The organism is Microbispora sp. H10885 (assembly GCF_014161415.1).
GTDB classification, from domain to species: domain Bacteria; phylum Actinomycetota; class Actinomycetes; order Streptosporangiales; family Streptosporangiaceae; genus Microbispora; species Microbispora triticiradicis.
The window spans coordinates 490,247-510,210 of record NZ_JABBWY010000006.1 but is presented as its reverse complement, the minus strand read 5'-3'; the positions used below and the strand labels follow the sequence as shown (position 1 = coordinate 510,210).

General features: G+C 72.2%; 17 protein-coding genes. 13 read left to right on the top strand and 4 right to left on the bottom strand.

Annotation, left to right across the window (positions count from 1 at the left end; translation table 11 throughout):
* Window positions 1–3 precede the first annotated feature (3 nt).
* The 10 genes from uvrC to HHX37_RS18875 all read left to right on the top strand — a co-directional run bounded on the left by uvrC (window position 4) and on the right by HHX37_RS18875 (window position 10,636).
* Entirely contained in the window at window positions 4–2,145 is a 2,142-nt protein-coding gene (gene uvrC, locus HHX37_RS18920) for an excinuclease ABC subunit UvrC (protein WP_182886271.1), read from the top strand.
* A gap of 253 nt (window positions 2,146–2,398) precedes the next feature.
* The gene (gene rapZ / locus HHX37_RS18915; RefSeq protein ID WP_111699337.1) at window positions 2,399–3,268 is read left to right on the top strand and encodes an RNase adapter RapZ; all 870 of its coding nucleotides are present in this window, start codon (window positions 2,399–2,401) and stop codon (window positions 3,266–3,268) included.
* A gap of 237 nt (window positions 3,269–3,505) precedes the next feature.
* Complete coding sequence (gene yvcK, locus HHX37_RS18910; protein ID WP_182886233.1) at window positions 3,506–4,540, top strand: gluconeogenesis factor YvcK family protein; 1,035 nt, start codon at window positions 3,506–3,508, stop codon at window positions 4,538–4,540.
* Between the two features lie 63 nt (window positions 4,541–4,603).
* Window positions 4,604–5,584, top strand: coding sequence for a DNA-binding protein WhiA (gene whiA / locus HHX37_RS18905; protein WP_111699335.1), 981 nt, complete (start codon window positions 4,604–4,606; stop codon window positions 5,582–5,584).
* A gap of 205 nt (window positions 5,585–5,789) precedes the next feature.
* Window positions 5,790–6,794 (top strand): type I glyceraldehyde-3-phosphate dehydrogenase, encoded by a 1,005-nt coding sequence (gene gap, locus HHX37_RS18900; protein ID WP_138461199.1) that lies wholly within the window; start codon window positions 5,790–5,792, stop codon window positions 6,792–6,794.
* On the top strand, window positions 6,794–7,981 hold the full coding sequence (locus HHX37_RS18895; RefSeq protein ID WP_182874469.1) for a phosphoglycerate kinase: 1,188 nt from the start codon (window positions 6,794–6,796) through the stop codon (window positions 7,979–7,981). The genes gap and HHX37_RS18895 overlap by 1 nt, the downstream gene beginning before the upstream one ends.
* Window positions 7,982–8,761, top strand: coding sequence for a triose-phosphate isomerase (gene tpiA / locus HHX37_RS18890; protein WP_111699332.1), 780 nt, complete (start codon window positions 7,982–7,984; stop codon window positions 8,759–8,761).
* A gap of 147 nt (window positions 8,762–8,908) precedes the next feature.
* Entirely contained in the window at window positions 8,909–9,139 is a 231-nt protein-coding gene (gene secG, locus HHX37_RS18885; protein WP_182880797.1) for a preprotein translocase subunit SecG, read from the top strand.
* Window positions 9,140–9,213: 74 nt separating this feature from the next.
* On the top strand, window positions 9,214–9,561 hold the full coding sequence (locus HHX37_RS18880) for an RNA polymerase-binding protein RbpA (RefSeq protein WP_111699330.1): 348 nt from the start codon (window positions 9,214–9,216) through the stop codon (window positions 9,559–9,561).
* A 304-nt stretch (window positions 9,562–9,865) separates the two neighbouring features.
* A complete protein-coding gene (locus tag HHX37_RS18875) occupies window positions 9,866–10,636 on the top strand; it encodes an SDR family NAD(P)-dependent oxidoreductase (protein WP_182886232.1) in 771 nt (256 codons plus the stop codon).
* A gap of 7 nt (window positions 10,637–10,643) precedes the next feature.
* Here the strand turns inward: HHX37_RS18875 and HHX37_RS18870 are convergent, their stop codons facing one another.
* Both HHX37_RS18870 and HHX37_RS18865 read right to left on the bottom strand, forming a co-directional pair.
* The gene (locus HHX37_RS18870; RefSeq protein ID WP_182886231.1) at window positions 10,644–12,248 is read right to left on the bottom strand and encodes an amidohydrolase; all 1,605 of its coding nucleotides are present in this window, start codon (window positions 12,246–12,248) and stop codon (window positions 10,644–10,646) included.
* Between the two features lie 49 nt (window positions 12,249–12,297).
* Window positions 12,298–13,695, bottom strand: a complete 1,398-nt coding sequence (locus tag HHX37_RS18865; protein WP_182886230.1) for an NAD(P)/FAD-dependent oxidoreductase — start codon at window positions 13,693–13,695, stop codon at window positions 12,298–12,300.
* Between the two features lie 195 nt (window positions 13,696–13,890).
* Here HHX37_RS18865 and HHX37_RS18860 point away from each other — a divergent pair, with 195 nt between their 5' ends.
* The 3 genes from HHX37_RS18860 to HHX37_RS18850 all read left to right on the top strand — a co-directional run bounded on the left by HHX37_RS18860 (window position 13,891) and on the right by HHX37_RS18850 (window position 17,848).
* A complete protein-coding gene (locus HHX37_RS18860) occupies window positions 13,891–14,955 on the top strand; it encodes a GNAT family N-acetyltransferase (protein ID WP_182874474.1) in 1,065 nt (354 codons plus the stop codon).
* A gap of 424 nt (window positions 14,956–15,379) precedes the next feature.
* The gene (locus HHX37_RS18855) at window positions 15,380–16,873 is read left to right on the top strand and encodes an SMP-30/gluconolactonase/LRE family protein (RefSeq protein ID WP_220502950.1); all 1,494 of its coding nucleotides are present in this window, start codon (window positions 15,380–15,382) and stop codon (window positions 16,871–16,873) included.
* A 93-nt stretch (window positions 16,874–16,966) separates the two neighbouring features.
* Complete coding sequence (locus HHX37_RS18850; RefSeq protein WP_182886229.1) at window positions 16,967–17,848, top strand: hypothetical protein; 882 nt, start codon at window positions 16,967–16,969, stop codon at window positions 17,846–17,848.
* Between the two features lie 65 nt (window positions 17,849–17,913).
* Here the strand turns inward: HHX37_RS18850 and HHX37_RS18845 are convergent, their stop codons facing one another.
* Together HHX37_RS18845 and HHX37_RS18840 are read right to left on the bottom strand one after the other, a co-directional pair.
* On the bottom strand, window positions 17,914–19,164 hold the full coding sequence (locus HHX37_RS18845) for an ROK family transcriptional regulator (protein ID WP_182886228.1): 1,251 nt from the start codon (window positions 19,162–19,164) through the stop codon (window positions 17,914–17,916).
* Window positions 19,165–19,281: 117 nt separating this feature from the next.
* Complete coding sequence (locus HHX37_RS18840; protein WP_182886227.1) at window positions 19,282–19,962, bottom strand: SLATT domain-containing protein; 681 nt, start codon at window positions 19,960–19,962, stop codon at window positions 19,282–19,284.
* Window positions 19,963–19,964: the final 2 nt, after the last annotated feature.

Here is a 19,964-nt window from a genome sequence, read left to right as displayed (position 1 = left end):
GGAATGTCGGTCGGGGCCAGTAGTCTTTGGAATGTGGCGGACCCGGCAACCTACCGACCGGCGCCCGGATCGATCCCCGAATCGCCAGGCGTCTATCGCTTCCGTGACCCGGACGGCCGGGTCGTCTACGTGGGCAAGGCGAAGAGCCTTCGACAGCGGCTCAACTCCTACTTCGCGGACTTCGCCGGCCTGCACCCCCGGACGCAGACCATGCTCACGACCGCGGCCTCGGTGGACTGGACCGTGGTCGGCAACGAGGTCGAGGCGCTCCAGCTCGAATACTCCTGGATCAAGGAGTTCGACCCGCGGTTCAACGTCAAGTACCGCGACGACAAGTCGTACCCCTTCCTGGCCGTGACGATGGGGGAGGACTTCCCCCGGGTGCAGGTGCTTCGGGGGGCCAAGAGGAAGGGCACCCGCTACTTCGGCCCCTACTCGCACGCGTGGGCCATCCGGGAGACCGTCGACCTGCTGCTGCGGGTCTTCCCCGTACGCACCTGCTCGGCGGGCGTGTTCAAGCGGGCCGGGCAGATCGGGCGGCCGTGCCTGCTCGGATACATCGACAAGTGCTCCGCGCCGTGCGTCGGCCGGGTCACCCCCGAGGAGCACCGCGCGCTCGCCGAGGACTTCTGCGACTTCATGGCCGGCAACACCGGGCGGTTCATCAAGCGGCTTGAGCGTGAGATGCGCGACGCCGCCGCCGTGGAGGAGTACGAGCGGGCCGCCCGGCTGCGCGACGACGTCCAGGCGTTGCAGCGGGCACTGGAGAAACAGACGGTGGTGCTCGGCGACGGCACCGACTGCGACGTGATCGCCCTCGCGGAGGACCCGCTCGAGGCGGCGGTCCAGGTCTTCTACGTGCGCGGCGGGCGCATCCGCGGCCAGCGCGGCTGGGTGGTCGACAAGGTCGAGGAGACCACCCCCGGCGAACTGGTCGAGCAGTTCCTGCTGCAGATGTACGGCGAGGCGACGATTCCCCGCGAGATCCTCGTGCCGGCCCGGCCGCCGGACGAGGCCGCGCTGGCCGAACTGCTGAGCGAGCAGCGGGGCTCCCGGGTGGACCTGCGCGTCCCCCAGCGGGGCGACAAGAAGAGCCTCATGGAGACCGTGGAGCGCAACGCGAAGGAGTCGCTGGCCCAGCACAAGCTGCGCCGGGCGAGCGACCTGACCACGCGCAGCCGGGCCCTCCAGGAGATCGCCGACGCCCTCGACCTCGACCAGGTGCCGCTGCGGATCGAGTGCTACGACGTGTCGCACATCCAGGGTGAGAACGTGGTCGCCTCGATGGTGGTCTTCGAGGACGGCCTCGTCCGCAAGAGCGAGTACCGCCGCTTCTCGATCAGGAGCGGCGAGGGCGACGTGGCCTCGATCTACGAGGTCATCTGCCGCAGGTTCAAGCGCTACCTGGAAGAGCGGGTGGCGACCGGGGAACTGGACACCGAGCCGGCTCCAGGGCCGACTCCGGGGCCGACCACAGGGCCGATCCCGGAGCCGGCCGGGGACGCGCCGACGGGCCCGGGCGCGGAGGCGGCCGGGGTAGAGGCGGACGGGGTGGAGGCGGACGCCGACGCAGGCTTCGACGCGGGCTTCGACGACGGCGCGCGCGAACCGGTCGTCGGGACGCCGATCGACCCGGAGACCGGCCGTCCCCGCAAGTTCGCCTATCCCCCCAACCTCGTCGTGGTGGACGGCGGCCCGGCGCAGGCCGCGGCCGCCCGGCGGGCGCTGGACGAACTCGGCGTCGACGACGTCGCGGTCTGCGGCCTGGCCAAGCGGCTGGAGGAGGTCTGGCTGCCCGGCGACGACCAGCCGGTGATCCTGCCGCGCAGCAGCGAGGGACTGTACCTGTTGCAGCGCGTCCGCGACGAGGCGCACCGGTTCGCCATCACCTACCATCGATCGAAGAGGTCGAAATCGCTCCGGGAGAGCGCGCTCGACCAGGTGCCGGGCCTGGGCCCGGCGCGACGGCAGGCACTGCTGCGCCACTTCGGCTCGGTGAAGCGGCTGCGAGAGGCCGGCGCGGAGGAGATCCAGGAGGTCCCCGGCATCGGCCCGGCGACCGCCGAGGCCATCGTCGCGGCGCTCCGCGGGCAGAGCCCCTCTCCCGCCGGACAGGGCCCCTCGCCCGCCGGACAGGGATCGTGAGCGGGCCGGGGACCGTCAGCGGGCGGAGGATCGCGACGGAGACCCGGCCGCTGGGAGCGCGACCGATTACAGAGCCGATTACGGAGCCGATTACAGGGCCGGATACGGGGCCCGGCAGGGGGTCGACCACGGGGTCGGCGGTGCGGCACGGGCGGGCGGAGCCGGGGTGAGTCGCGGGTGCGTCGCGGGGCGCCGCGGTCCGGCCGGTTGATAGGTTGGGCTGGACATCGGGCGGCAGGGCGGTGAGCGGGCGATGAGCACGACTGAGCCGGCATTCGTGGTGATCACGGGAATGTCGGGGGCGGGGCGCAGCACCGCTGCGAAGGCCCTGGAAGACCTCGGCTGGTTCGTCATCGACAACCTGCCGCCGGGTCTGCTGTCCTCGCTCGCCGAGGAGGCGGGCCGGGTGAACATGGCCACCGACCGGGTCGCGGCCGTAGTAGACGTGCGCAGCCTCGCCTTCACCACCGACCTCAACGCCGCGATCAAGGAGCTCGACGGGCGCGGCGTCGGCGTCCGGGTGGTGTTCCTCGAAGCCAGCGACGAGGAGCTGGTCCGCAGGTTCGAGAACGTGCGGCGTCCGCACCCCCTGCAGGGCGACGGGCGGCTCGTCGACGGCATCGACCGCGAGCGCGGCATCCTCCGCGAGATCCGCGCCAACGCCGACCTGGTCATCGACACTTCCCTGCTGAACGTCCACGAGCTGCGCAAGAAGATCGTCTCGTTCTTCGGCGGTGAGGACCGCCCCGGGCTCAAGGTGAACGTGGTGTCCTTCGGCTACAAGTACGGCCTGCCGGTCGACGCCGACCTCGTGGTGGACTGCCGGTTCCTGCCCAACCCCCACTGGGTGCCGGAGCTCCGGCCGATGAACGGCCTCGACGCGCCCGTGCGCGACTACGTGCTCGGCCAGCCCGGCGCCAAGGAGTTCCTCGACGGCTACGAGGAGGTCTTCGGCGTGGTGGCCGCCGGATACACGCGCGAGGGCAAGAGCTACGCCACGCTCGCCGTCGGCTGCACCGGCGGCAAGCACCGCAGCGTGGCGATGTCCGAGCAGCTCGGCGCCCGGCTCCGGGAGCGCGGCATGGACGTCCAGGTCAGCCACCGGGACGTGGGCCGCGAGTGACCCCTCCCGGTCGCCGGCGTGCCGGGGACGTGCCCGAGACGGGCATCGCGAAGGCCGGGTGACAGCGGCCGGCCCGCTCCGGCGGCACCGGGAAGATCGGGCGGGCGGGCGGCGCCGCGGAGGGCGTACGGTGGCGGGATGCGGCCCGAGCCGGATTCGGTTCGGCGCAGAGCGTGACCGATCAGCACGAACGCCGCGGCTCCGCGAGGCGGTGCCCGCGACGAGGTGAGGAGGACGATGAAGGACCCCGTCCCGGAACCGGCCGATCCCTCCGACCCCGACCACCCCCGTGATTCCCCCGCGTACGGCAGCACTCCCCGGAGCGGCGCGGCACCCGCGAGCAACGGACCCAAGGTCGTCGCGCTCGGCGGCGGCCACGGTCTGTACGCCTCCCTGTCGGCTCTCAGGACCGTCACCGACGATCTGTCGGCCGTGGTGACCGTCGCCGACGACGGCGGCTCCAGCGGCCGTCTCAGGCGCGAGCTCGGCGTCCTGCCCCCCGGCGACCTGCGGATGGCGCTCGCGGCCCTGTGCGGCGACGACGAGTGGGGCAGGACCTGGAGCGAGGTCGTCCAGCACCGTTTCCGCAGCGAGGGAGACCTGCACGGGCACGCCGTCGGCAACCTGCTCATCGTCGCCCTGTGGGAGCTCCTGGAGGACCCCGTGGTCGGCCTGGAATGGGTGGGCCGGCTGCTCGGCGCCCACGGCCGGGTGCTGCCGATGGCGTCGGTGCCGCTCGACATCCAGGCGGAGGTGGAGCTGGACGGCGCCGTCACGACGGTGCGCGGGCAGGTCGCCTGCGCGCTGACGCCCGGCCGGGTGCGCTCCATCTCGCTGCTGCCGCCCGACCCGCCCGCCTGCCCCCAGGCGATCGAGGCCATCGAGGCCGCCGACTGGGTGGTCTTCGGGCCGGGTTCGTGGTTCACCAGCGTGCTGCCGCACCTCAAGGTGCCCGAGCTGGCCCGGGCGCTGCACGAGAGCAGCGCCCGGCGGCTGTTGATCCTCAACCTGGCGCCACAGGCCGGCGAGACCGACGGTTTCTCCCCGGAACGGCACCTGGAGGTGCTCAGGGAGCACGCCCCCGCCCTGCTCCTCGACGCGGTGGTCGCGGACGGTGCGGTGGTGAGCGACGCGAGGGCGCTGGAGAAGGCCGCGGGGGCGATGGGCGCCCGGGTGGTTCTGGCCGATGTGGCAGCGTCTGACGGATCTGCCCGGCACGACGGACCACGACTTGCCGCTGTCCTGGCCGAGATTTTCCGCGCGAAGCGGTGATTGCCTGCTCCCAAGGTGCGAGAGACTGACGGGCAGAGTCTGTTTGGGGGAGGACACGCGCAGATGGCCATGACGGGCGTGGTGAAAGACGAGCTGAGCCGCCTTCCGGTGCTCAAGCCCTGCTGCCGCAAGGCGGAGGTGTCGACGCTGCTGCGGTTCGCCAGCGGGCTGCACCTCGTGGGCGGGCGGATCGTGATCGAGGCCGAGCTCGACACCAACGCCACCGCCCGCCGGCTCATCAAGGACATCGGGGAGGTCTTCGGCCACAAGGCCGAGGTCCTCGTGCTGGCCCCCGCCGGGCTGCGCAAGGGCTCACGCTACGTCGTACGGGTCTACAAGGACGGCGAGGCGCTCGCCCGGCAGACCGGTCTCATCGACAACCACGGCCGGCCGGTGCGCGGCCTGCCCCGGCAGGTCGTGTCCGGCGCCACCTGCGACGCCGAGGCGGCCTGGCGGGGAGCCTTCCTCGCCCACGGCTCGCTGACCGAGCCGGGCCGGTCGATGTCGCTGGAGGTGACCTGCCCCGGGCCGGAGGCGGCGCTGGCCCTGGTCGGCTCCGCCCGGCGCCTGAAGATCCACGCCAAGGCCCGTGAGGTGCGCGGGGTCGACCGGGTGGTCGTGCGCGACGGCGACGCGATCAGCGCGCTGCTGACCCGGCTCGGCGCGCACGACAGCGTGCTGGCCTGGGAGGAGCGGCGGATGCGCCGGGAGGTGCGGGCCACCGCCAACCGCCTGGCCAACTTCGACGACGCCAACCTCCGCAGGTCCGCCCGGGCCGCCGTGGCGGCGGGGGCGAGGGTCCAGCGCGCGCTGGAGATCCTCGGCGAGGACGCCCCCGAGCACCTGGTGATCGCGGGCCGGCTCCGGGTGGAGCACAAGCAGGCGTCCCTGGAGGAGCTGGGCCAGATCGCCGACCCGCCGCTGACCAAGGACGCCATCGCCGGGCGCATCCGGCGGCTGCTCGCCATGGCCGACAAGCGCGCCCAGGATCTCGGCATCGCCAACACCGAGGCCAACCTCACCGCGGACATGCTCGCGCACTGATCCGCTCCCGGTCGCTTCACCGGGAGCGTTCCCCGGGCCGTCGCCTGCGGGAACGGAGCCGCTCACCGGCTGGCAAGGGGGGACACGCCGCCAAAACGCGGCCCCGTGGTCTACACCAATTTGGGTCCGATAAGGTCTGTCATTGAGGTTTAACACAGTCCTCGCGCCGGTACACCGGCGCACGACGTACGAGGAGATCGGATCCGTGAGCATCCGCGTAGGCGTCAACGGCTTCGGCCGTATCGGCCGCAACTTCTGGCGCGCTGTGGCGGCCAGCGGCAAGGACATCGAGGTCGTCGCCGTCAACGACCTCACCGACAACGCCACGCTGGCCCACCTGCTGAAGTACGACAGCATCCTGGGCCGCCTGCCGTACGAGGTCAAGTCCTCGGCTGACGAGATCACCGTCGACGGCAAGGCGATCAAGGCCTTCGCCGAGCGTGACCCCGCCAAGCTGCCCTGGGGCGACCTGGGCGTCGACGTCGTCGTCGAGTCGACCGGCCTGTTCACCGACGCCGCCAAGGCCAAGGTGCACGCCGACAACGGCGCGAAGAAGGTCATCATCTCCGCTCCGGCGAAGAACGAAGACGTGACGATCGTCATGGGCGTGAACCACGAGAAGTACGACGCGGCCGCGCACACGATCATCTCGAACGCCTCCTGCACCACCAACTGCCTGGCCCCGATGGCCAAGGTCATCAACGACACCTTCGGTATCGAGAAGGGTCTGATGACCACCGTCCACGCCTACACGCAGGACCAGAACCTGCAGGACGGCCCGCACAAGGACCTGCGCCGCGCCCGCGCCGCCGCGCTGAACATCGTCCCGACCTCCACCGGCGCCGCCAAGGCCATCGGCCTGGTCCTGCCCGAGCTCAAGGGCAAGCTCGACGGCTACGCGCTGCGTGTGCCGATCCCGACGGGCTCGGCCACCGACCTGACCGTCGAGGTCGGCCGCGAGACCTCCGTCGAAGAGGTCAACGCCGCGCTGAAGGCCGCCGCCGAGGGCCCGCTCAAGGGCTACCTCAGCTACACCGAGGACGAGATCGTCTCCAGCGACATCGTCACCGACCCGTCGTCCTGCATCTTCGACGCCGGCCTCACCAAGGTCATCGGCAACCAGGTCAAGGTCGTCGGCTGGTACGACAACGAGTGGGGTTACTCCAACCGCCTCGCCGACCTCATCGAGTACGTGGGCGCCTCCCTCTGATGATCGGAATCGACGAGCTCGACGTGAAGGGCCGGCGCGTGTTCGTGCGCGCCGACCTCAACGTCCCCCTCGACGGGGAGACGATCACCGACGACGGCCGCATCCGCGCGTCGGTGCCGACGATCAGGAAGCTCCTGGAGCGCGGCGCGAAGGTCGTCGTCGCGGCGCACCTCGGCCGGCCCAAGGGCTCCGTCACGCCGAAGTACTCGCTCGCCCCGGTCTCTCGGCGGCTGGCCGAACTGCTCGGCGAGGACGTGGCGTTCGCCGCCGACACGGTCGGCGAGTCGGCCCAGAGCGTGGTCGCCGGCCTCCAGGACGGGCAGGTCGCCCTGCTGGAGAACCTGCGCTTCGAGCCGGGCGAGGAGTCCAAGGACGACGCGGTCAGGGGTGAGTTCGCGGAGCGGCTGGCCGCCCTCGCCGACGTCTACGTCGGCGACGGCTTCGGTGCCGTGCACCGCAAGCACGCCAGCGTCTACGACCTGCCCAAGCGGCTGCCGCACGCGGCGGGCGACCTGGTCCTCGCCGAGGTCGACGTGCTGCGCAGGCTCACCGAGGACCCGGCCAGGCCGTACGTCGTCGTCCTGGGCGGCGCGAAGGTCTCCGACAAGCTCGGCGTGATCGCCAACCTGCTGGCCAAGGTGGACCGCCTGCTCATCGGCGGCGGCATGGCCTACACCTTCCTCAAGGCCCAGGGCCACGAGGTGGGCAAGTCGCTGCTGCAGGAAGACCAGATCGACCAGGTGAAGGGCTTCCTCGACGAGGCGGCCTCCCGCGGGGTCGAGCTGGTGCTGCCGGTCGACGTGCTGGCCGCGACCGAGTTCGGGGCCGACGCCCCGCACGACGTCGTGGAGGCCACGGCGATCCCGGCCGACCGCGAGGGCCTCGACATCGGCCCGCGCACCCGTGAGCTGTTCGCCGCCAAGCTGGCCGACGCGCGGACCGTGTTCTGGAACGGCCCGATGGGCGTGTTCGAGTTCGACGCGTTCTCCGGCGGCACCCGCGCGGTGGCCGAGGCGCTCGTGGCGTCGGAGGCGTTCACCGTGGTCGGCGGCGGCGACTCGGCCGCGGCCGTACGCAGGCTCGGGCTGCCCGAGGACGGCTTCTCGCACATTTCCACCGGTGGCGGCGCCAGCCTCGAGTACCTCGAGGGCAAGACGCTGCCCGGACTCGCGGCGCTGGAGGAGTAGATGGCGCGCAAGCCGCTTTTCGCCGGCAACTGGAAGATGAACCTCAACCACCTCGAGGCCATCAACCTGGTGCAGAAGCTGGCGTTCTCGCTGAACGACCGCGACCACGACAGGGCGGAGGTGGCGGTCATCCCGCCGTTCACCGACCTGCGCAGCGTGCAGACGCTGGTGGACGCCGACAAGCTGCGCATCGCCTACGGCGCGCAGGACCTGTCCGCGCAGGACTCCGGGGCGTACACCGGGGAGATCTCCGGGGCGATGCTGGGCAAGCTCGGCTGCGCCTACGTCCTCGTGGGCCACTCGGAGCGGCGGCAGTACCACGGCGAGGACGACGCGCTGTGCAACGCCAAGGTCAAGGCCGCCTACCGGCACTCGCTGACGCCCATCCTGTGCGTGGGCGAGGGGCTGCCGGTGCGCCAGGAGGGCCGCCAGGTCGAGCACACGCTGGCGCAGCTCGACGGCGCGCTCGACGGTGTGCCCGCCGACCAGGTGAAGTCGATCGTGGTCGCGTACGAGCCGGTCTGGGCGATCGGCACCGGCGAGGTCGCCACCCCGAAGGACGCCCAGGAGGTGTGCGGCGCCATCAGGACGCGACTCGCCGAGCTGTACGGTGACGATGTGGCCGCGGCTGTCCGTATCCTTTACGGTGGCTCGGTGAAGTCGGACAACGTCGCCGGGATCATGGCGGAAGCCGACATCGACGGCGCCCTCGTCGGAGGGGCCAGCCTCGATGCGGGGGAGTACGTCAAGATCTGCCGTTTCGGCGAAGTCTCCGGCTAGCTGTGCCGTTCGGGGGGTGCGACTTGACAACAAGTCGTACCCTCGAAGGACACAAATGAATCGTCACGCTGATGGCGTCGTGCATCCGCACGTTGATGACGCCGTGCACTCGCGTCGTGCACGCCCGGATATAGGAACAGGTCTACGGTGATAATCGGAATCTCCATCGCCCTCATCCTGGCGAGCTCCTTGATGGTGCTGCTCGTGCTGCTTCACAAGGGCAAGGGCGGCGGCCTGTCCGACCTGTTCGGCGGCGGCTTCTCGTCGTCCTTCGGCGGATCGTCGGTGGTCGAGCGCAACCTCGACCGCCTGACCATCATCACGGGCGCCGTCTGGTTCGTCTGCATCATCGCGCTGGGCCTGCTGCTCAAGCCGTAGCGACGGTCTCCGGCCACGCGTGACAGAGATTCACCTCCCCCCGTCCGCGGGGCGATCGAGCAAGGAGTTCATCGGTGGGTAGTGGCAACGCGATCCGTGGCAGCCGAGTCGGCGCCGGCCCCATGGGAGAGGCCGAACGCGGCGAGGCCGCCCCCCGTGTGCGGGTCCCGTTCTGGTGCGCCAACATGCACGAGACGCGCCCGAGCTTCGCCAGCGACGCGGCCGTCCCCGAGTTCTGGGACTGCCCGCGGTGCGGGCTGCCGGCCGGGCAGGACCAGTCGAACCCTCCGGCTCCGCCGCGCAACGAGCCCTACAAGACGCACCTCGCGTACGTGAAGGAGCGCCGCAGCGACAAGGACGGCGCGCAGATCCTCGCCGAGGCGCTGGAGCGGCTGCGCTCCTCCTCCCGCCCGATCTACTGACCGCCGAGTTCGCCCGGACGGCGTCGCCGGGGATCACCGATCCGCGGACGACGGAGAAGTAGCCGGGTGTCCGGGGCCGCGAGAGCGGTCCCGGCTACCTGAGCAGGCCCGGAGCCTTCCACGGCTCCGGGCTTTCGCGTTCCCGCCAGGATCTTTCCGTCGAGGAAGGAACCGCTTCCCGGGGGTCGACCCAAGAAGACCGTCGCACGCATATCCGATGTCCCCGGCTCCGCACAGAATGTGGGGGACACCCGAGACGGCGCGCAGCCGTGAAACATGCCACCGGCCTGCTCCGGAGGAGATCATGGACATTCGCGGGAAGACGGTCCTCGTCGCCGGCGGCACCTCCGGGCTCGGTGAGGGAGTCGCACGACATTTCTCCGCCCGGGGCGCGAACGTCGTCATCGTCGGCCGGCGCGGCGCGCTCGCCGCCCGGATCGCCGCCGATCTCGGCGTGAACGCCCTCGGGATCGGCGCCGACATCGGCGACGCCGAGGCGGTCGCCGCCGTCGTGGCCGCCACCCTGGACAGGTTCGGGACGATCGACGTCAACGTCAACACCGCCGGCATCCTCGCCCCCGTCGTCCTCGTCACCGAGGCCGGGCGGCCCAGCGACACGACCGTGCTGACGCGGCTCGTGAGCACCAATCTCATCGGCACCTTCAACGTCATGAGCCATGCGGCGGCCGTGATGCTGGGCAACGACCCCGATGAGGACGGCGAGCGGGGCGTCATCATCAACACCTCCTCCGTCGCCGCCCATGAGGCCACCACCGGACTGATCGGGTACGCCGCGACGAAGGCCGCCGTCGAGGGCATGACCCTGCCCGCCGCCCGCGAGTTCGCCGGGCGTGGAATACGCGTCAACACCATCGTCCCCGGGGGCTTCGACACCCCCATGGTCGACGACTATGTCGACGAGGACACGAAGGCGGAGGGGGTCAAACAGTTCCTCAACCCTCGCCGGCTCGGAACCCCGGACGAATTCGCGGCGTTCGCCGCCCACATCGTCGAGAACGGGTATTTCAACGCCGCCAGTCCCAGGCTCGACGCGGGTTATCGCATGCCACCGTGACCGTACTTCAGCCGTGCACCTGTTCGCCGTCGAGGAAGGTCATGACGACCTTGGCAGTCCAGATGTCCTTCCGGTCGAGGGCGAAGGGGTCGCGGTCGAGGACGACGAGGTCGGCCGGGCGGCCCGCCTCGATCACACCGGCGGGGGAGCGGTTGATCCAGGCCGATCCCTCGGTGTAGGCGGTCATGACCGTCCTCAGGTCGAGGCTCTGCTCCGGCAGGAACGGCGTCTGCGCGGTGGGGTACGTCGCGTGGACCGAGCCGCCGGGTTCGGTCCGGTTGACCGCCACGTGCATCGCCGCCAGCGGGTCGGCCGAGGAGACGGGCCAGTCGGAGCCCCCGGCGAGGCGGGTGCCGTGCCGTACGAGGTCGGCGAAGGGGTACTGCCAGGACGCCCGCTCCTCGCCCAGGTAGGGGATGCATAGCTCGTCCATCTGCAGGTGGTGGGTCGCCCACAGCGGCTGGAGGTTGGCCGTCACACCGAGTTCGGCGAAGCGCGGCACGTCCTGCGGCGTGATGATCTGCACGTGCGCGATGTGGTGGCGGTTGCCGGGGTCGGTCCCGGTCAGCGCGTCGAGCGCCTCGCGTACGGCACGCTCGCCGATGGCGTGGAAGTGCACCTGGAAGCCCTGGGCGTCCAGTTCCTTGACGTACCCGCCGAGCAGGGCGGGGTCGACGTACGAAAGGCCGGTTCCGCCGCAGCGGCAGTAGGGCTCGATGACGGCGGCGGTGAAGTTCTCCGGGATGCCGTCCTGCATGATCTTCACGGAGGTCGCCCGGAACCGGTCCAGGCCCTCGGCCATGGCCCGCCGCTCGACCAGGCCGGGAATCTGCTCGGCCCCGCGGGTGCGGTCCCACCACAGGGCGCCGACCACCCGCGCCCTGAGCCGCCCGGAGGAGGCCGCGGACAGGTAGGCGGGCAACTGGTCGTCCGACCCCGCGTACGAGCCGACGATGGCGTCCTGCCAGCCGGTGATGCCGAGGGAGAACAGGTGGGCCTGCGCGTCCATCAGGGCGGCGTCGACGTCGGCCGGGGTCGGGCGGGGGGTGAGCAGGCCGACGAGGTCCATCGCGCCCTCGTGCAGCACGCCGCTCGGCGTCCCGTCGGGGTCGCGCTCGATGCGGCCGTCGGCGGGGTCGGGGGTGTCGCCGGTGATCCCGGCGAGCTCCAGGGCCCGCGTGTTGACCCACGCCGCGTGGTGGTCGCGCTGGACGAAGTACGCCGGCCGGTCGAGGAAGTCGAGCTGGGACCGGTGGGGGAGACCACCGGGGAAGGCGGCCATGTCCCAGCCGCCGCCGTCGATCCACTCCTTCTCCGGATTTTTCGCGGCATAGGCGGCTATCTCGGCTTTGTAGGCGTCGAGGCCGTACACCTCGGACAGGTCGCACTTGGCCCGCTCCAGCCCGGCCTGCACCGGGTGGATGTGGGCGTCGGTGAACCCCGGCGTCAGCAGGCCGCCGCCGAGGTCGACCGGCTCGGCGTCCGGAGCCAGCCGTACGAGGTCGGCCTCGGCGCCGACGGCGGCGATGACTCCGTCGCGGACGAGGACCGCCTCGGCGAAGCCGTCCGGGGTGAAGGCGCGGCCGCCGCGGAAGAGGAGGGTGGAACTCACGGGTGTCGTGTCCTTCTTTCTGGTGAACAGACGTACGGGCGGAACGTCGTCAGTGGCCGGTGATCCTGTCGGCGATCCGGGCCAGCACGGACGTCCTGGTCATGCCCCCGCTCTCGCGGGCGTCGGCGAGCCGGTAGAGACGGTACATCGAGTGGACGCCGAGCCAGCGCAGCGGCTCGGGCTCCCAGGCGCGCACCCGCCGGTCCACCCACGGCATCCGGGTCAGGCCGGTGTCGCGGCGCAGCACGAGGTCGCGCAGCGTGCGCCCGGCGAGGTTGGTGGTGGTCACGCCGTGCCCCGTGTAGCCGCCGGCCCAGCCGAGGCCGGTCGCCGGGTCCAGGTGGACGGCCGAGCACCAGTCGCGCGGCACGCCGAGCACGCCCGACCAGGCGTGCGCCACCCGCGAGCGGGCGACGGCGGGGAAGAACGCGACCAGCAGGTCCCAGAGGGCGTCCACGGTCCAGGCATGGGTGTGCCCGCGCTCGTCGATCCGCGATCCGTAGAGGTACGGCCTGCCCCGCCCGCCGAAGGCGATCCGGTCGTCGGCCGTCCGCTGGGCGTACATGTAGTAGTGGGCCATGTCGCCGAGCAGTTCGCGGCCCCGCCAGCCGATCTCGTCCCAGACCTCCGCCGGCAGCGGATCGGTGACGATCAGGGAGCTGTTCATCGGCAGCCAGTCGCGGTGGTGGCCGTCGATGCCGGCGGTGAACCCCTCGGTGCAGCGCAGCACGTGGTCCGCCCACACCGTGCCGTACGGGGTGACCGCCCGGCCCGGCGCGATGGCGGTCACCGGGGTTCCCTCGTAGACGTCCACGCCGAGGTTCCGTACGGCCGCGGCCAGCCCGCGGGCGAGCTTGGCGGGCTGGATCCGGGCGCAGTGGGGGGTCCAGGTCGCGGCGAGCGCGTCCGCGACCCTGAGCCGGTCGTTCATCTCGTCGCCGGACAGCAGCCGGACGTCCTCGGGACCCCAGCCCCACTCGCGCTGACCGGCCAGTTCCTCGCGCAGCCGCAGCGCCTGCGCCGGGCCGCGCGCGACGGTGAGCAGGCCGCCCTTGACGATGTCGGCGTCGATGCCCTCCTCGCCGGCGACCCGGATCACCTCGTCGATCGCCTCGAACATCGCCCGTTGCAGCCGCCGGGCGCCGTCCGCGCCGTGGGTCTTCGCGTAACGCTCGGGAGAGCCGGCCAGCGCACCGGTCAGCCAGCCCCCGTTGCGTCCCGAGGCCCCGAAACCGGCGAACTCCTTCTCCAGCACGACGATTCGCAGCGAGGGGTCGGCCTTCTTCAGGTAGTAGGCGGTCCACAGGCCGGTGTAGCCCGCGCCGACCACGGCCACGTCGGCCCGCGTGTTGCCGTCCAGGCGCTCGCCGGGGGCCGGGACCCCGGACGACCGGTACCAGAAGGACACCTCACCGTTCACGAACTCAGGAGACAGGGGAGCGCTCATGCAGGACATCCTGCTATATCCGTTCCCTTGTCGCCATTCGGCAACGGATGTCGTGGCAGATCAGGAGGAGTCGTGCGGATAACCATGGTCGTAACGTGCCATCCCAAAAGGAAACGATCGGCTCACCGCCGTGTAGCAAGCGCGTAACAGCTCTCCGGCAGGCTGAGGGTCAGCGCAACGGAGGGAGCGGCACCGATGGGGTTCTTCCGGATCCGTACGACCGTGGACGAGCGGCCTGGACGGCTGGCGTCGCTGACGGCGGCCTTGGCCGACAGGGGCGGCAACATACTCGGCCTCTCGGTGCAGCCCGACACGGACGGCACGGTCGACGAGTTCGTCACGGAGATCCCGGCGTCCCCCGAGGCCGTACGCGAGGCGCTGGAGGCGGCCGGTGGGCGGCGCGTGCGGATCGTTCCCGCCACCGCGCACGAACTGACCGACGAGCCGACCCGTACGCTGCTGCTCGCCGCCCGGCTGCGGTCGGCGCCCTGGCGCCTGCCGGAGATCCTGGGCGAGCTGCTGCGCGCCGACGACGCCCGCTGGGTGTACGGCGCGGCCGCGGCGCGTCCCGGCGACCGGAACGAGGGGGAGACGCCGGAGCTTCCCGACCCCACGCTGCTGGTGGTGCCCGTGGCGCCGCGCCGGTCGATCCGGCTGCGCCGCGCCGGGCTCCCGTTCACCCTGACGGAGGCGGCCCGCGCCGCCGCGATGGTGAGGCTGGCGCAGCCGCCGGCCGAGCCGTCCGCGGCCGAGGGGCCGGTGCGGCTCGCCGACGGCGCGGAGGTGCAGGTCAAGCCGTTGACCCCGTTGTACCGCGAGGCACTGCGCGACCTGCACGAACGCTGCTCGCCCGAGACACGCAGGTTCCGCTACTTCACCTCCAACCCCAACCTGCCGCCGCGCATGCTCGACCGGCTGTGCGACCGTGCCCGCGGGCAGTCGCTCGTCGCCGGTCACGACGGTCAGGTGGTGGCCCTCGCCAGCCTGCTGTTCACCGCGGACCCGGGCATCGCGGAGATCGCACTGCTGGTGGAGGACCGCTGGCAGGGGAGAGGCCTCGGCGGCACGCTCGCCCGCATGCTCCTCACCCAGGCGCGGGACCTCGGCTTCGCCGAGGTGCGGGTCACCCTGCTCTTCGACAACATGCGCCTGCGCAGACTGCTGAGCTCCCTCGGCGCGTCGCTCACCCATACCGAGGACCCCGGTGTGATGGAGGGGCGGATCGCCGTGGGCGTGATGGCGGCGGCATCCCCGAGCTGACGTCCTCACGGGTGGTCCTCCTGGTCCGGTGTTGCTCAGGGCACCGGACCAGGACGGTCGCCGCCGTCGCCGGCCGTGTGGCGGATCAGCCGCTTCCGGGCACCTCGCCGGACCGCTCGGGCCGCGCCGGCGCACGTCCCGGCGCGCCCGGCGCGGGCTGAACGTTTCAGCGCCGTGGCCTGGGCGCCTTCCGGCCGCCGATCGGCTCGCCCGGTGCGAAGGCGGTCGCGTTCGCGCAGGCTGAGGGGGCCGCCGGTGCCGCGCGTGACCGGCCGCCGCGACAAAGACAACCACACCTCGTCTCACAGGGCGAACGCCGCACCGGGCGGCCGATCGCGACCGCCTGCTCAGTCGCTTAATTTCGGGACGGCACTCTGACACGCGGGCGGCAGCCGCCCGTCGCCGTTCCCGAAAGGACTTCCCTATGAGACGAAGTCTCGCCACCGTCGCGGCCACCGGGCTGGCCGCCGCGCTCGTCGCCGGTGGAGTCGCGACGGTGACGACGCCGGCCGCGGCCGCCGCCGGATGCAAGGTGACCTACAAGATCGTCAGCCAGTGGGGCGGGGGCTTCCAGGGCGACGTGGCCGTCACCAACCTCGGCGACCCGGTTAGCAACTGGAAGCTGGAGTTCGACTTCCCCGACTCCGGGCAGCGGATCACGTCCGGCTGGAACGCCACCTGGACGCAGTCCGGCGCGCGCGTGAGCGCCACCAGTCTGGCCTACAACGGCTCCATCCCCACCAACGGCACGGCGAGCGGAATGGGGTTCACCGCGAGCATCACCGGCGGCAACCCGATCCCCACCACCTTCTGGCTCAACGGCTTCATGTGCAGCGGGCCCGTGACCCTCAGCCCGACCCCCACGCCCACGGTCACGCCCACCGTCACGCCCTCGGCCACCCCCACGCCTTCGCCGACACCGACGCCTTCACCGAGCCCGACGCCGACGCCTTCGCCGACGCCGAGCGTCACCCCCACGGGCACGCCGCGCCCCGGCGTCGGACCGTGCACGCCGGGCGCGACCTACCCCAACCCGCTGCCGTCGTCGTCGGTGACCGCCACCAAGATCCGGGACGGGTTCAACTTCCTGGAAGGCCCGGTCTGGGACTCCGCCACCCAGACCCTGCTGCTGTCGCTCATGCGTGACGGCACCGGGTCGGAGAACGTCCAGCCCGCGGACGTGCTGCGGTTCACCGAGCCGAACACCTTCACGACCTTCATCCCCAACTCCGGCAGCAACGGCCTCGCCCTCACCCGGGACGGCGGCACCCTGCTGGCGGCGACCCACGACCAGCGCAGCGTCTCCTCCTTCCACCTGCCCGACCGGAGTCGGGGGGTGGTCGCCAACTCCTACCAGGGCCGGGCCTTCAACTCGCCCAACGACCTCACCGTCGGCCCGGACGGCACCGTCTACTTCACCGACCCCGACTTCCAGCGCGCCAACCGGGCCGACCAGATGTCCGGCCGCACCGGCGTGTACCGGGTCAAGAACAACGTCGTCTCGCTGATCGACGACACCATCCGGGAGCCGAACGGCGTCGCGCTCTCCCCTGACGGCAAGACGCTCTACGTCGGCGGCAACGGCACGGGCAAGATCTACAAGTGGCCCGTCAACTCCGACGGCAGCGTCGGCGCCCGCTCCGACTTCGCGTCCCTGAACGGTTCGGACGGCGTGACCATCGACTGCGCCGGCAACCTGTACCAGGCCTCCTTCAACGACGGCAAGGTCCACGTGTACGCGCCGTCCGGCGTGCAGCTCGGCACCATCTCCGCCGGGCAGAACACCACCAACGTCGCCTTCGGCGGCCCCGACGGCCAGACGCTGTACATCACCTCGGGCACGCCCTCCCGCGGCGGGAACACCGGCAACTTCGGCCTCTACCGCGTCCGGCTGAACGTCCCCGGCTGGCCGTACTGACAGTCCCGGTGTGAGGCGTCCGGACCCGGCCGGGCGCCTCACACCGGAGGCGACACCTTTGAACGCCGGGGGGAACTGAGGTACACGTGGTCTGTGGACCTCGACGAGGCGGCGGACCGGCTCTACGGCATGGTGCCCGGGGAGTTCACCACGGCCCGGGACGCCCTGGCGAAGGAGACGAAGGCCTCCGGTGACGCCGCGCTGGCCAAGCAGATCAAGGCGCTGCGCAGGCCGGCCGTCGTCGCCTGGGCGGTCAACCAGGCAGCCCGGCGGGAGGGGCTGCTCGATCCGCTGCTCGACCTGGGGCGGCGGCTGCGCGAGGCGTGGCGCGCCCAGGACGCCGAGGCGCTCGCGGAGGCGGGCCGCGAACGCACCCCGCTCATCGCCCGCACCGTCCGGTCCGTACGGGAGAACGCCGAGGCGGCTGGGCATCCGCTGGGTTCGGGGGCCGACATGGAGATCGAGCAGACCCTCGACGCCGCCGTGGTGGACGAGGACGCGGCCGAGCAGGTGCGCCGGGGCAGGCTGACCCGCCCCCTCAGCTACAGCGGCTTCACCCCGGCCCCCGTACGCCCGGCCGGGAGGGCCGGCCGCGCGGGCGAGAGCCGGGAGGTGGAGAGGAAGCCTCTGGAGGCGGAACGGCGGCGCGGGGAGGCGGAACGCGAGCGACGGGCCAAGGACCTCGAACGCGCGCTCGCCGAGGCCGAGCAGGCGGCGGCCGAGGCGGAGCGGAGCCGCGCCGACCGGGCGGCCGAGCACGCCGACGCCGCGCGCGAGCACGGACGGCGCGCGGAGAAGGTGGAGACGCTGACGGCGAAGCTCGCGAGGGCGAAGGACAAGCTGGAGGCCGCCTCCCACCGGCTCGACGCCGCCCGGCGCGAGGAGGCGGGCGCGGAACGCACCGCCCGCTCGGCCCGTCTCCGCGCCGACGAGGCACGCGAAGCCCTCGACGCCGCACGGTCCGCCGAGGAGTGAGACGACCAGGCATGCGCGCGGGTGCGGGTCGCGGTCCGCCGCCGCACCTGGTGTCCGGCCCGGCGTCAGCGCAGGTGGGCGAGCGCCTCCAGCGGACTGGCCATGAGGGAGGAGAACGCCAGCTCGGCGGCGCCGATCAGCGTCGCGTCGTCCCCGAGCGCCGAGACGCGCAGCCGCACCCGCTCCCGCGAGATGAGCAGCACGTTGGCCTCGACCCGGCGGCGGACGTGCTCCGCCGAGCCGGGGTAGACGTCCCGGAGCATGCCCCCGAAGATCACCAGGCCGGGGTTGAAGAGGTTGATCAGGTTGGCCACCCCGATGCCCAGCCAGTCGCCGATCCGTTCCAGCGCCTCCGCGGCCGCTTCGTCGCCGCGCCCGGCCGCCGCCACGACGGCCCGCACCCCCTCGCGGCCGGTGAGCTCGCCGGACCGGCCGGCGGCGTCGATCAGGGCGTGCTCGCCGACCTCCGCCTCCAGGCAGCCGCGCGAGCCGCACATGCAGGGCCGCCCGTCGTACGGGTTGACCACCATGTGCCCCAGCTCGCAGCCGTAGCCGCCGTCGCCGCCGAGCAGCCTGCCGCCGACGATGATCCCGCCGCCCACCCCGACGTCGCCGTGCAGGTAGACGAGGTTGTCGAAGCCCACGCCGGCCCCGCGCTCGTGCTCGGCCAGCGCGCCCAGATGGGCCTCGTTGCCCACCGCGACCGGCAGCCCGAGCCCGGCCGCGAGCTCGTCGCCGAACGCCTGGTCGACCCAGCCCATGTAGGGCCCGTACCGGACGGTGCCGTCGGCGGGCCGGATCATGCCGCAGTAGGCCGCGCCTACACCGGCGCACACCGAGCCCGGATCGGCCTCGCGCCGCAGTTCCCGGCCGAACTCCGCCAGCACGCCGACGACGTCGTCGAGATCGGCGTCGGCCTGTCGCCGCCTGACCGCCTCCCTGCGGTCGAGGATGACGCCGCCGAGCCCCACCCTGGCGGCGACCAGCCGGTCCACCCGGACGTCGAAGGCCAGGACGTACACCCGGCCCGACTCGGGCCGGACCACGAGCGACGGCCGGCCCGCCCGGCGGGTGTCGGCGGGGAGTTCCTCGCGGACCAGGCCCGCGGCGGTGAGCTCGGCGGTCAGCGCCATGATCGTGCTGCGGTTCAGGCCCATCCGGCCGGCGAGCGCGGAGCGGGAGACCGGGCCGTTCAGGTGGACGTGCCGCAGCAGGGCGCCGAGGTTGCTGCGGCGGATCTCCTCCTGGGTCCGGCCGCCCCTCGGTGTCGGCGGACCCTGTGGCCCCGTGGACCCCGGCGGGCTCCCGGCCCTCATCGGGCCGCGCCGCGGGGACGCAGGGCGGAGGCGCCCGTCGCCCCTGCCTCACCGAACCCTGCCACCCCGTGAGGTTACCAATCGGGGTCCCGCTCAGGAATATCCGCGAGAGCCGGCTCAGCGGTCGCCGGAGTGGTTGGTGAGCTGGGCCACCGCGCTCTGGAACTCGTTCACCCACTCGGAGGTCTCCTCCTGGGTGATCGAGGAGAGGTCGGAGAGGAACGCCCGCAGCAGCGCGAGGTAGTCGTGCACCGGGACCGGCTCCTGACCCACGGCGTCCCGGGCGTTGAGGTCGGCCCAGTCGAACTGGAAGTCCACCAGCCGCTGCTGGATCTTCTGCGCGGTCATGATGTCGCGCATCCACCGCGACGACAGGCCGAGGATGCGGTCGAGGGCGACGCAGACGCCAGCGCCGGCCAGCAGGACGTATCCCCACGCGAGGTTGCCGCCGCCGAGCTGCGCGCCTGCCGTCCCTCCCGCCGCGGCCGCGAGGGGCTGCAGGCCTCCGGCCGCCGCCAGCAGGATGGCCAGCCCGCGCAGGACCTGCGAGGCCAGCCGCATGCGTACCCGGTCGTCCAGGTACCAGTCGGCGGTCTCCATCGCCCGGGCCTCCGCGCTCTCGTACATCCGCCGCAGCGCGCCGCCGGGCTCACGCCACTCCTCCGGCGTCAGCAGCGGGAACGGGCGCGTGCCCAGGTCACGCTGCCTGCGCCGGGCGAGCGGGCCCGGTGGCCGCTCCGGCCGCAGGCCTCCTGGCCGGTCCCGGTCCCGGTCCGGGCCGGTCGTCTCGTCGGGCACGG

Bases quoted from the DNA above. Each gene is read 5' to 3' on its own strand.
- HHX37_RS18845 (WP_182886228.1), bottom strand. From the start codon at position 19,164: ATGAGGGCCGGGAGCCCGCCGGGGTCCACGGGGCCACAGGGTCCGCCG.
- HHX37_RS18865 (WP_182886230.1), bottom strand. From the start codon at position 13,695: ATGAGCGCTCCCCTGTCTCCTGAGTTCGTGAACGGTGAGGTGTCCTTC.
- whiA (WP_111699335.1), top strand. From the start codon at position 4,604: ATGGCCATGACGGGCGTGGTGAAAGACGAGCTGAGCCGCCTTCCGGTG.
- rapZ (WP_111699337.1), top strand. From the start codon at position 2,399: ATGAGCACGACTGAGCCGGCATTCGTGGTGATCACGGGAATGTCGGGG.
- tpiA (WP_111699332.1), top strand. From the start codon at position 7,982: ATGGCGCGCAAGCCGCTTTTCGCCGGCAACTGGAAGATGAACCTCAAC.
- HHX37_RS18860 (WP_182874474.1), top strand. From the start codon at position 13,891: ATGGGGTTCTTCCGGATCCGTACGACCGTGGACGAGCGGCCTGGACGG.
- HHX37_RS18875 (WP_182886232.1), top strand. From the start codon at position 9,866: ATGGACATTCGCGGGAAGACGGTCCTCGTCGCCGGCGGCACCTCCGGG.
- yvcK (WP_182886233.1), top strand. From the start codon at position 3,506: ATGAAGGACCCCGTCCCGGAACCGGCCGATCCCTCCGACCCCGACCAC.
- uvrC (WP_182886271.1), top strand. From the start codon at position 4: ATGTCGGTCGGGGCCAGTAGTCTTTGGAATGTGGCGGACCCGGCAACC.
- HHX37_RS18895 (WP_182874469.1), top strand. From the start codon at position 6,794: ATGATCGGAATCGACGAGCTCGACGTGAAGGGCCGGCGCGTGTTCGTG.
- HHX37_RS18855 (WP_220502950.1), top strand. From the start codon at position 15,380: ATGAGACGAAGTCTCGCCACCGTCGCGGCCACCGGGCTGGCCGCCGCG.